Source organism: Streptomyces sp. NPDC127100 (assembly GCF_042724095.1).
GTDB lineage: Bacteria > Actinomycetota > Actinomycetes > Streptomycetales > Streptomycetaceae > Streptomyces.
The window spans coordinates 1-10,911 of record NZ_JBHXFL010000085.1 but is presented as its reverse complement, the minus strand read 5'-3'; the positions used below and the strand labels follow the sequence as shown (position 1 = coordinate 10,911).

The 10,911-nt window shown below is 73.2% G+C and carries 10 protein-coding genes and 1 pseudogene; 3 read left to right on the top strand and 8 right to left on the bottom strand.

The features are described from left to right. Positions 1-54 precede the first annotated feature (54 nt). The 4 genes from infB to rimP all read right to left on the bottom strand — a co-directional run bounded on the left by infB (position 55) and on the right by rimP (position 5,207). A complete protein-coding gene (infB, locus tag ACFWJB_RS35030) occupies positions 55-3,084 on the bottom strand; it encodes a translation initiation factor IF-2 (RefSeq protein WP_385472204.1) in 3,030 nt (1,009 codons plus the stop codon). 174 nt (positions 3,085-3,258) lie between these two features. Then, complete coding sequence (locus ACFWJB_RS35025) at positions 3,259-3,540, bottom strand: YlxR family protein (protein ID WP_385472201.1); 282 nt, start codon at positions 3,538-3,540, stop codon at positions 3,259-3,261. Between the two features lie 129 nt (positions 3,541-3,669). Further along, on the bottom strand, positions 3,670-4,668 hold the full coding sequence (nusA, locus tag ACFWJB_RS35020) for a transcription termination factor NusA (protein WP_385472198.1): 999 nt from the start codon (positions 4,666-4,668) through the stop codon (positions 3,670-3,672). 2 nt (positions 4,669-4,670) lie between these two features. Beyond that, complete coding sequence (rimP, locus tag ACFWJB_RS35015; RefSeq protein WP_385472195.1) at positions 4,671-5,207, bottom strand: ribosome maturation factor RimP; 537 nt, start codon at positions 5,205-5,207, stop codon at positions 4,671-4,673. Between the two features lie 236 nt (positions 5,208-5,443). On the opposite strand from rimP, the gene ACFWJB_RS35010 reads away from it, so the two are divergent. The 3 genes from ACFWJB_RS35010 to ACFWJB_RS35000 are packed head-to-tail and all read left to right on the top strand — an operon-like array spanning position 5,444 to position 7,376. Further along, complete coding sequence (locus tag ACFWJB_RS35010; protein WP_385472193.1) at positions 5,444-5,968, top strand: hypothetical protein; 525 nt, start codon at positions 5,444-5,446, stop codon at positions 5,966-5,968. A 3-nt stretch (positions 5,969-5,971) separates the two neighbouring features. Next, complete coding sequence (locus ACFWJB_RS35005) at positions 5,972-6,436, top strand: DUF4439 domain-containing protein (protein ID WP_385472190.1); 465 nt, start codon at positions 5,972-5,974, stop codon at positions 6,434-6,436. Between the two features lie 40 nt (positions 6,437-6,476). After that, positions 6,477-7,376, top strand: coding sequence for an aminoglycoside phosphotransferase family protein (locus ACFWJB_RS35000; RefSeq protein ID WP_386927335.1), 900 nt, complete (start codon positions 6,477-6,479; stop codon positions 7,374-7,376). A gap of 54 nt (positions 7,377-7,430) precedes the next feature. Here the strand turns inward: ACFWJB_RS35000 and ACFWJB_RS34995 are convergent, their stop codons facing one another. From ACFWJB_RS34995 to ACFWJB_RS34980, 4 genes and pseudogenes are all read right to left on the bottom strand, one after another. Next, complete coding sequence (locus ACFWJB_RS34995; RefSeq protein ID WP_385472184.1) at positions 7,431-9,134, bottom strand: proline--tRNA ligase; 1,704 nt, start codon at positions 9,132-9,134, stop codon at positions 7,431-7,433. Positions 9,135-9,208: 74 nt separating this feature from the next. Continuing rightward, positions 9,209-9,742 (bottom strand): GNAT family N-acetyltransferase, encoded by a 534-nt coding sequence (locus ACFWJB_RS34990; protein WP_386927332.1) that lies wholly within the window; start codon positions 9,740-9,742, stop codon positions 9,209-9,211. A 54-nt stretch (positions 9,743-9,796) separates the two neighbouring features. Further along, positions 9,797-10,645, bottom strand: coding sequence for a GNAT family N-acetyltransferase (locus ACFWJB_RS34985; protein WP_386927330.1), 849 nt, complete (start codon positions 10,643-10,645; stop codon positions 9,797-9,799). Positions 10,646-10,732: 87 nt separating this feature from the next. Continuing rightward, positions 10,733-10,911, bottom strand: a pseudogene (locus ACFWJB_RS34980) (4-hydroxy-3-methylbut-2-en-1-yl diphosphate synthase); the annotation flags it as partial.

The following is a 10,911-nucleotide window of genomic DNA, read 5'->3' as shown; positions in this document are numbered from 1 at the left end:
GCGGGCGGCCGGCCGTGGGGACTGGTCCCGTCGGCCGGCCGGAGCAGCCGGGTGTCACACCCGCGGCTTCTCGCGCATCTCGTACGTCGCGATGACGTCGTCGACCTTGATGTCGTTGAAGTTTCCGAGGTTGATACCGCCCTCGAAGCCTTCGCGGATCTCGGTGACGTCGTCCTTGAAGCGACGCAGACCCTCGATGTTGAGGTTCTCCGCGATGACCTTGCCATCGCGCAGCAGGCGCGCCTTGGTGTTGCGCTTGACCTCGCCGGAGCGGATGAGAACACCCGCGATGTTGCCCAGCTTGGACGAGCGGAAGACCTCGCGGATCTCCGCCGTACCGAGCTCGACCTCTTCGTACTCCGGCTTGAGCATGCCCTTGAGGGCCGCCTCGATCTCCTCGATCGCCTGGTAGATGACCGAGTAGTACCGGACGTCCACACCCTCGCGCTCGGCCATCTGCGCGGCACGCCCGGCGGCGCGCACGTTGAAGCCGATCACGATGGCGTCAGAACCCATCGCCAGGTCGATGTCGGACTCCGTGACCGCACCGACACCACGGTGCAGGACGCGGATGTCGACCTCTTCGCCGACGTCCAGCTGGAGCAGCGAGGACTCGAGGGCCTCGACCGAACCGGAAGCGTCACCCTTGATGATCAGGTTCAGCTGCTGGACCTCGCCGGCCTTGAGCACCTTGTCCAGGTCCTCCAGCGACACGCGGCGCGTGCGCTTGGCGAACGCGGCGTTCCGCTCGCGGGCGGCGCGCTTCTCCGCGATCTGGCGGGCCGTACGGTCCTCCTCGACCACGATGAAGTTGTCACCGGCACCCGGGACGTTGGTCAGGCCCAGGACCTGGACCGGCGTCGACGGACCCGCCTCGGCGACGTTGTTGCCGTTGTCGTCGAGCATGGCGCGCACGCGGCCGTAGGCATCGCCCACCACCATCGTGTCGCCGACCCGCAGCGTGCCTCGCTGGACGAGGACCGTCGCCACGGCACCGCGGCCGCGGTCGAGACGGGACTCGATCGAGATGCCCTGCGCGTCCTGGTTCGGGTTGGCCCGCAGGTCGAGCGAGGCGTCGGCCGTGAGGACCACGGCCTCCAGCAGCGAGTCGATGTGCAGACCCTGCTTGGCGGAGATGTCGACGAACATGGTGTCGCCGCCGTACTCCTCGGCCACCAGGCCGTACTCGGTCAGCTGACCGCGCACCTTGGTCGGGTCGGCACCCTCGACGTCGATCTTGTTGACCGCGACGACGATCGGCACGTCGGCCGCCTTCGCGTGGTTGAGCGCCTCGACCGTCTGCGGCATGACGCCGTCGTTGGCCGCGACGACCAGGATCGCGATGTCGGTCGAGCGAGCACCACGGGCACGCATGGCGGTGAACGCCTCGTGACCCGGGGTGTCGATGAAGGTGATCTTGCGCTCTTCTTCGTTGACCTCGGTCGCGACCTGGTAGGCACCGATGTGCTGGGTGATGCCGCCGGCCTCGCCCGCGATGACGTTCGTCTTGCGGATGGCGTCGAGCAGTCGGGTCTTACCGTGGTCGACGTGACCCATGACGGTCACGACCGGCGGACGGACGACCAGGTCCTCCTCGGAGCCCTCGTCCTCGCCGAACTCCAGGTCGAAGGACTCGAGCAGCTCGCGGTCCTCCTCCTCCGGGCTGACGATCTGAACGTTGTAGTTCATCTCGCCCGCGAGGAGCTGGAGCGTCTCGTCGGAGACGGACTGGGTCGCGGTGACCATCTCGCCGAGGTTCATCATGACCGCGACGAGCGACGCCGGGTTGGCGTTGATCTTCTCCGCGAAGTCGGTGAGCGACGCACCGCGCGACAGGCGAATGGTCTCGCCGTTGCCGCGAGGCAGCATCACGCCGCCGACCGACGGGGCCTGCATGGCCTCGTACTCCTGGCGCCTCTGCCGCTTCGACTTGCGACCGCGACGCGCGGGACCGCCGGGACGGCCGAAGGCGCCCTGCGTGCCACCACGGCCACCGGGACCGCCGGGACGGCCGCCGAAGCCGGGACGGCCACCGCCGCCACCGAAGCCGCCGCCACCGGGACGACCGGCGAAGCCGCCGCCGCCACCGGGACGACCGGCACCGCCGCCGCCACCGGGACGGCCGGCGAAGCCGCCGCCGCCCGGACGACCGCCGCCACCGGGACGACCGGCACCGGCCGGGCCGCGGCCGCCGGGGCCACCGCCGGGACGCGGGCCGGCAGCGGGACGCTGCGGCATCATGCCGGGGTTCGGACGCGGACCGCCGCCGGGACGGGGACCGGCCGCGCCGCCCTGCGGACGCGGCATCGAGCCCGGGCTCGGGCGGTTGCCGCCCGGAGCCTGGGGACGCGGACCGCCGCCCTGGCCGGGAGCCTGCGGACGGGGACCGGCGCCGGGGGCACCGGGGCCGCCGGGACGCGCGCCGCCCTGGGGACGGGGCGCCTGCGGGCGCGCCATGCCGGCGTTGCCGCCGGAGGTGAAGGGGTTGTTGCCCGGACGCGGACCGCCGGGGCGGCCGCCGGGACGCTGTGCCGGGGCACCGGGACGCTGGCCACCGGGACGGCCCTGGCCGCCCTGCTGACCGCGGTCCTGACCGGGACCGGCGGGACGACCGCCGGGCTTCGGGGCGCCGGGACGCGCGCCGGGCCGGGGGCCGGACGGCGCCGGGGCGGCGGGAGCCGCCGGAGGCGCGGTGAACTCCGGTGCGGCCGGAGCCGGACGCGGAGCCGGCTTGGGGCCCGGCGTCGGACGCGGACCCGAGGCTGCCGGCGCGGGCGCCGACGGAGTCTCGGGCTGCTCCGCGGCCGGGGGCTTGGGTGCGGCCGGCCGCGGCGCGGCCGGACGTGCCGCCTGCGCCGGAGAGGGCGCGGCGGGCCTGGGGGCCGCCTTGCGGGGGGCGGGCTTGGCGGACTTGCCGTTGCCACCGCCCTGCTGCAAGGCGTCTGTCAGCTTGCGTACAACGGGCGCTTCGATGGTCGAAGACGCCGAACGGACGAATTCACCGAGTTCCTGGAGCTTGGCCATGACGACCTTGCTCTCGACACCGAACTCCTTGGCGAGTTCGTAGACCCGGACCTTAGCCACTTCGCTCCTCTGAGGTCCGGGTTGCGTCCGGACCGTCGCTAGTTCATGGGCGTACTCATCGCGTACTCATCGAGTGCTCATCGCAATCTCGACCTGCTTTCGACTCGCGAGGTACCAGGCCGCACGGGGTTCCGTGCGGCTCGTCTTCCTTACCAGGTTGCTCACATGGTGCTTTCAGCAACCTTGTGCCTGCTCGACGTAGCGGCGCAACGCCTTTACGTCGAGCGGACCCGGGACGCGGAGCGCCCGCGGGAACGCCTTGCGGCGCACTGCCTGGTCGACACAGACCGTGGCGGGGTGCACGTACGCACCCCGGCCGGGCAGCGTACCGCGTGCATCGGGGACGCACTCGTCCTCGATCACCACGGTCCGCAGCAGCTCGCTCTTGACCGCTCGCTCCCGGCACCCCACGCAGGTGCGCTCAGGGCATGCGCGGCCAGCTGTCCGGCCAGACACCGCTAAGTCTACCTCCCCGGACCGACCTCACCCCTTTGGGGCAAGAATCGAACACGTGCCGTGCGCCAACCTGTCGTGATCTCAGCGGCGGGCGGCCTGGATCTATTCCCGGCCGGCCGCCGGGCCGTCCTACTCCGCGGGCCGCTCGGACGGCTGCTCGGTGTCCGGCCGGATGTCGATCCGCCAGCCGGTCAGCCGGGCCGCGAGCCGGGCGTTCTGGCCCTCCTTGCCGATCGCCAGCGACAGCTGGTAGTCCGGCACGATCACCCGCGCGGAGCGGGCCGCCAGGTCCACGACCTCGACCTTGGAGACGCGGGCCGGGGAGAGGGCGTTCGCCACCATCTCGGCCGGGTCGTCCGACCAGTCGACGATGTCGATCTTCTCGCCGTTCAGCTCGCCCATCACGTTGCGGACCCGGCCGCCCATGGGGCCGATGCAGGCACCCTTGGCGTTCAGGCCCGAGCGCGTGGAGCGGACGGCGATCTTCGTGCGGTGGCCGGCCTCGCGGGCGATCGCGGCGATCTCGACGGAACCGTCGGCGATCTCCGGCACCTCCAGGGCGAAGAGCTTCTTCACCAGATTGGGGTGCGTGCGGGACAGGGTCACGGACGGGCCGCGCACGCCCTTCGCCACCCGGACGACGTAGCTGCGCAGCCGGGTGCCGTGCGGGTAGGTCTCGCCGGGGACCTGCTCCTGCACCGGCAGGATGGCCTCCAGCTTGCCGATGTCCACGAGCACGTTCTTCGGGTCGCGGCCCTGCTGGACCACTCCGGTGACGATGTCGCCCTCGCGGCCGGCGTACTCGCCGAGCGTCGCGTCGTCCTCGGCGTCGCGCAGCCGCTGCAGGATGACCTGCTTGGCGGTGGTGGCCGCGATGCGCCCGAAGTCGGACGGGGTGTCGTCGAACTCCCGGGCCTGCTGGCCCTCTTCGAGGTCGTCGAGGTCCTCCTTCGCCCACACGGTCACGTGCCCGGTCTCCCGGTCGAGCTCCACGCGCGCGTGCCGGCGGCTTCCCTCGGTGCGGTGGTACGCGATGAGGAGGGCCGACTCGATCGCCCCGACCAGCAGGTCGAAGGAGATCTCCTTCTCCCGTACCAAGCCCCGCAGGGCGCTCATGTCGATGTCCACGGCTACGCCTCCTCCTCTTCCGTCATGTCCGTCCGGTCCTTCTGGTCCTTCTGGTCCTGCTTGTCCTTGCGGTTGAACTCGACCTGGACGCGTGCCTTGTCGATGTCGCCGAAGGCGAGTCTGCGGGTGGTGGCCTTGCGGCCCTTCACGCCGGGCACTTCGAGGTCGAGTCCGTCGTCGTCCACGCCGAGGATCCGGGCGACCAGCTCGCCGCCCTCGTGGAGCTGGAACCGCACCAGGCGGTCCACGGCCCGCGTGTAGTGGCGGTGTTCGGTGAGGGAGCGCTCCGCTCCCGGGGTGCCGACCTCGAGGGTGTACTCCGCCTCGCCCATCGCGTCCGTCTCGTCCAGCTTCGCCGAGAGCGCGCGGCTCACATCGGCGATCCGGTCGAGGTCCGCGCCGGTGTCGGAGTCGACGACCACCCGCAGCACACGCTTGCGCCCCACCGAGTCGACGGCGATCTCTTCGAGATCCAGCCCCTGGGAGGTGACGAGCGGCTCGAGCAGCTCTCGCAGCCTCTCGCTCTGGGTGGTGCTCATCCGGGTGACTCCTCGGCCGCGTTTGCTGTTGTGGGATGGGGCGCGTGTCCGGTCAAAGGGTATCCGGTCGCGGGGGGTGTTGCCGTCCACCCCGGACCGGCGGTGCCGCTGAGTGGTGCCCGGGCGAGGCCCGGGTACCGTGATCACGGGCGTGCCGCGCCGCTGGTCCCCGCTCTTCCCGCCGCGCGCCCTCGCTCACCCGTCGGTTCCGTACGAGTCTGCCGAGGACGTCTGCCGTGTCGTTCCCCCCATCGCCGCGCGTGCCGTCCGGGCCGCGCCGCAGGAGTCTGCTCGCCTCGGCCGCCGGGGCCGCCCTGCTCGCCGGCTGTTCCGGTGGAGCCGGCCCGGACACCGGGGGCGACGCGCCGTCCGCCGACGAGCGGGCACGCGCGCGTGCGGCGCGGGACAGCGGGGCGCTGGCCGCGCGGTACGACGCGGTGATCGCCGCGCATCCGCGGCTGGCCGCGCGGCTGCGGCCGCTGCGGGACGAGGTCGTGCGGCACGCCGACGCGTTCGGCGGCGCGCGGACCGCCTCCCCGAAGGCGTCGCCGTCGGGCTCCGCGCGGGCCGCCGGGCCGGGGGACGGCTCGGGCGTGCCGCTGACCGAGAAGGACGCGCTGGCCGGGCTGGCGGCCGCCGAGCGGGCGCTGGCCGACCGGCGGGCCGAGGCGCTGCTCGGGCTGTCCGGCGAGTCGGCGCGGTTGCTGGCCTCGGTCGCGGCGGCCGGGGCGGCGCACGTGTTCCTGCTGACGGAGGGCTGACAGGTGAGCGAGGCGAAGGACGGGGTGCTGGACGCTCTCCAGGCGGCGCTGGCGGCCGAGCATGCCGCGGTGTACGGCTACGGGGTCGTCGGCGGGCGGGTCGGCGAGGACCGGCGCGCCGAGGCACGGACGGCGTACGACGCGCACCGGGCGCGGCGGGACGCGCTGGCGCGCGAGGTGGGCGACCTGGGCGGCCGGCCGGTGGCCGCGGCGGCCGGGTACGCGCTGCCCTTCGCGGTGCCGGACGCCGCGGCCGCGGTGCGGCTGGCGGCCGAGCTGGAGAGCCGGACGGCCGGGGTCTACTCCGACCTGGTGCGGGCGGCCGAGGGCGGCCTGCGGGCCACGGCCGCCGGGGCGCTGCGGGAGGCGGCGGTCCGGGCCGTGCGCTGGCGCGGCGGGAGCGTAGCCTTCCCTGGGCTCGCCGAGCGGGCCGGCACACCGTCGGCTTCCGCGTCACCGACTGCGTAACACGTACGGCGGTCCCGTACGGGAAGGGAACGGCTCGCGCATGGCTTTCGAACCGCCGCGGCGTCTGGTGAGGGCGCTCGGTGAGACGGCACCTGCCCGTGACGACTGGCTGGAGAAGCTGCCGGAGACGGCGCGGGAGGCCGTGGCGGCGTGCGGGACGACCGTGGAGCGGGTGCAGGTGCCCGGCGGACGCAGCAGCCTGGTGATCCTGGTGCGGCGGGCCGACGGGACGCCTGCCGTGCTCAAGCTGGCTCCCCGCCGGGCCCGGCCGGAGAGCGAGCGGGCGGCCCTCGCCCACTGGGGCGGGCTCGGTGCCGTGCAGCTGCTCGACGGGGACGCGCCGGAGGGCGTGCTGCTGCTGGAGCGGCTGCATCCGGACGTGTCGGTGCGGTCCCTGCCCGAGTCCAAGGCGCTGCTGGAGGCCGCGGGCACCTTGCGGCGGCTGTGGGTGGAGCCGCCCGCCGGTCACTCCTTCGAGACGGTGGCCGAGCGGACCGGGCGGCAGGCCGAGGCCATGCGGGCGGGTGCCGTGGCCGACCCGGAGGTGGCCGCACTGGTGGACGCGGCGCTCACGGCCCGCGAGGAACTGCTGGCCGCGCCGCCCGAACCGAGGCTGCTGCACGGCACGTTCCGGCAGAGCAAGGTGCTCGCCGGGGACCGGATGCCGTGGCTGGCCGTGGGACCCGACCCGGTGGTCGGCGAGAACGCCTTCGATCTGGCGCGGCTGGTGCGGGACCGGGTGGAGGACCTGATCGCCCAGCCGTCGGGCGCCTCGACGACCCGGCGGCGGGTGAAGCGGCTCGCCGAGTCTCTGGAGGTCGACCAGGAGCGGCTGCGCGGCTGGACGCTGTTCCGTGCGGTCGAGTCGGGTGTGCGGGCCCACCGGGTCGGCCGTGAGCGGGACGCGGAACTGCTGCTGGAGTTCGCGACCTGGCTGTAGGGCGGAACGCTGCGGGGGCACCCGTCGGTGACGGGCGCCCCCGGAGTGCCGGGATCAGGCCGTCAGGCGGGCCACGGCCTCGTCGACCGTCAGTTCCTCGCGCTCGCCGGTACGGCGGTCCTTCAGTTCGACGACGCCCTCGGCGGAGCGGCGGCCGGCGACCAGGATCTGCGGGACGCCGATGAGCTCGGCGTCCGTGAACTTGACGCCCGGGGAGACGCCGGCCCGGTCGTCCACCAGGACGCGGACGCCGGCGGCGGCCAGCTTGTCGGAGACCTCGAGGGCCAGCTCGGTCTGGACGGCCTTGCCGGCGGCGACGACGTGCACGTCGGCCGGGGCGACCTCCTTGGACCAGACGAGGCCCTTGTCGTCGGCGTGCTGCTCGGCGAGGGCGGCGACGGCGCGGGAGACGCCGATGCCGTAGGAGCCCATGGTCACGCGGGCCGGCTTGCCGTTCTGGCCGAGGACGTCGAGCTTCAGGGCGTCGGCGTACTTGCGGCCGAGCTGGAAGATGTGGCCGATCTCGATGGCGCGGTCCAGCTTCAGGCCGGTGCCGCACTTCGGGCAGGGGTCGCCCTCCCGGACCACGACGACGTCGACGTACGCGTCGACCTCGAAGTCACGGCCCGCCACGACGTTCCTGGCGTGCGTGTGCTCCTTGTTGGCGCCCGTGATCCACGCCGTGCCCGGCGCCACGCGCGGGTCGGCGATGTACGTCACCTTCTCGCCCAGCCCCTGCGGGCCCACGTAGCCGCGGACCAGGTCGGGGCGGCCGACGAAGTCCTCGGCGGTGACCAGCTCGACGGCGGCCGGGGCGAAGTGCGCCTCGACCTTGTCCATGTCGACCTCGCGGTCGCCGGGGACGCCCACGGCGACGATCTCGCCGTCCACCTTGACCAGCAGGTTCTTCAGGGTGGCGGAGGCCGGGACGCCGAGGGAGGCGGCGAGGGTCTCGATGGTCGGGGTGTCGGGGGTCGGGATCTCCTCGGCGGCGGGCACGCCGGCCGCGTCGGCCGGCTGGAGCGCGTAGGTGATCGCCTCGGTGTTGGCGGCGAAGTCGCAGTTCGGGCAGTCCGCGAAGGTGTCCTCGCCGGCCTCGGCGGGCGCGAGGAACTCCTCGGACTTCGAGCCGCCCATGGCGCCGGCGGTGGCCGCGCAGATGCGGTAGTCGAGGCCGAGGCGCTCGAAGATGCGCTGGTAGGCGGCGCGGTGCAGGGCGTAGGACTCGTCGAGGCCCTCGTCGGCGACGTCGAAGGAGTAGGAGTCCTTCATCAGGAACTCGCGGCCGCGCAGGATGCCGGCCCGGGGGCGGGCCTCGTCGCGGTACTTGTTCTGGATCTGGTAGAGGATGACCGGCAGGTCCTTGTAGGAGGACGCCTGGTCCTTCACCAGCAGCGTGAAGATCTCCTCGTGGGTGGGGCCGAGGAGGTAGTCGCCGCCCTTGCGGTCCTGGAGGCGGAACAGCTCGGGGCCGTACTCCTGCCAGCGGCCGGTCGCCTCGTACGGCTCGCGCGGCAGCAGGGCGGGGAGCTGCACCTCCTGGGCGCCGATGGCGTCCATCTCCTCGCGCACGATGCGCTCGATGTTCCCGAGGACCTTCTTGCCGAGCGGCAGCCAGCTCCACAGGCCGGCGGCGGTGCGGCGCACGTAACCGGCGCGGACCAGCAGCTTGTGGCTGAGGACCTCGGCGTCCGCCGGGTCGTCGCGCAGCGTCTTCGCCATCAACTTCGACATGCGCTGGACCGGTGCGTTGGCCATGGTTCTCGTATCTCCTGCTGCGTAAGGGTGGTGCTAGGAGGTTAGCCGGGGGCCCCAGCCCGGCGGAAATCCGTTTACGTCCTGCGCAGCGGAAGGTGTGCGCCCATCACGGCGTACGGCCGGGGCGCGCTGGGGAACAGGACCTGCCGGGCGAGGTCGACGTAGCCGAGGGAGCGGTAGAGGCCGCGGGCGGGGCTCTCGGTGTCGATCGCGGAGAGGATCGAGCGGGGCTCGGCGGCGGTGTCGGTGATCGTGGTGATCAGTGAGCGGCCCGCGCCGCGGTTCTGGTGGGCCGGGTGGACGTGGAGTTCGGTGATGACGAAGGAGTCGTCGAGCCAGGCCTCGTTGTGCTGGGCGCGGAGGTAGGGCTCGACGACGGTGGACCACCAGTGGGTGCGGTCGTTGGGCATGCCGTAGACGAAGCCGGCGAGGTCTCCCGCGGGGGTGGTGGCGCCGAGGGCGCGGGCGCCGGGGTGGGTCATGTGGCGCAGGACGATCTGGCGGCGGACCGCGACCTCGTCGGGGCTGAGCCCGAAGGCGGCGGCCTGGACGGCGAGGGCCTCGTCGACGTGGGCTGACAGGTCCAAGGGGCCGATGACGAGGTCCATGGCGGGGAGCCTACAGGGGTGGCGCGGCTGAGTGCCGGGCGCGATCGGCCGGGGTCAGAACAGCACGCTCATGAAGGAACCGACCTCCTGGAAGCCCACGCGCCGGTACGTCCGCCGGGCCGCCGTGTTGAAGTCGTTCACGTACAGGCTCACCACCGGGGCCACGTCGGCCAGGGCGTGGCGCAGTACGGCCGCCATCCCCGGTGCGGCGAGTCCCCGCCCCCGGTACTCGGGGGCGACCCACACGCCCTGAATCTGGCAGGCGCGGTCGGTGGCGGCGCCGATCTCGGCCTTGAAGACGACCCGGCCGTCGCTGTCGAAGCGGGCGAAGGAGCGGCCGGAGCCGACGAGTTCGGCGACCCGGGCCTGGTAGAGCAGGCCGCCGTCGCCGGCCAGCGGGGAGACGCCGACCTCCTCGGTGAACATCGCCACGCAGGCCGGCATGATCCGCTCCATCTCGTCCTTGCGGACCCGGCGGACGTGCGGATCGGGGGCGACGTCCGCGCTCGTGCGGTCGGTGACCATGAGGGGCTGCCGGCCGCGGACCTCGCGGGCCGGGCCCCAGCCGGGTTCGAGGAGCTGCCAGAGCCGGGCGGTGGACTCGGCGGGGCCGACGATGGAGGAGCAGCGGCGGCCGGCCCGCCGGGCCCGGTCGGCGAAGGCGCGCACGGCCCGCGGGGTGGCGCAGATGGGGACGAGGTTGGCGCCCGCGTAGCACAGGGAGGTGAGCATGCCGTCCTCGTACCAGCCCCACATCTCGCCGCCGAGCCGCCACGGGTCGAGTCCGGCGATCTGCACGCGGGCGGCCACGAAGGCGTTGGCGACCGGCTCGCGGTCGAGGACGGCGAGCGTGGCGTCCAGGTCGCTCGGTTCGAGCACGCGGGAGGTGGTCTGCGTCAACACGTGCGGGGCCTCACCCTAAGATCTGCTGATCTGCGCACTGTACCCGCGGAAGCCGAGCGGCGTCGCCCCGCCTGCCGGCCGCCGGCGTCAGCCCGCGACGGAGACGGAGGGCTCGCCGGAGGTGACGCCGTCCTTCTCCATCTGCTCGGCGAGCTTCATGGCCTCTTCGATGAGGGTCTCCACGATCCTGGACTCGGGGACGGTCTTGATGACCTCGCCCTTGACGAAGATCTGGCCCTTGCCGTTGCCGGAGGCGACGCCGAGGT

Coding starts and splice junctions, on each gene's coding strand:
- rimP (WP_385472195.1), bottom strand. CDS start 5,207: ATGAGCACCACCCAGAGCGAGAGGCTGCGAGAGCTGCTCGAGCCGCTC.
- ACFWJB_RS34990 (WP_386927332.1), bottom strand. CDS start 9,742: ATGGACCTCGTCATCGGCCCCTTGGACCTGTCAGCCCACGTCGACGAG.
- ACFWJB_RS35000 (WP_386927335.1), top strand. CDS start 6,477: ATGGCTTTCGAACCGCCGCGGCGTCTGGTGAGGGCGCTCGGTGAGACG.
- ACFWJB_RS34995 (WP_385472184.1), bottom strand. CDS start 9,134: ATGGCCAACGCACCGGTCCAGCGCATGTCGAAGTTGATGGCGAAGACG.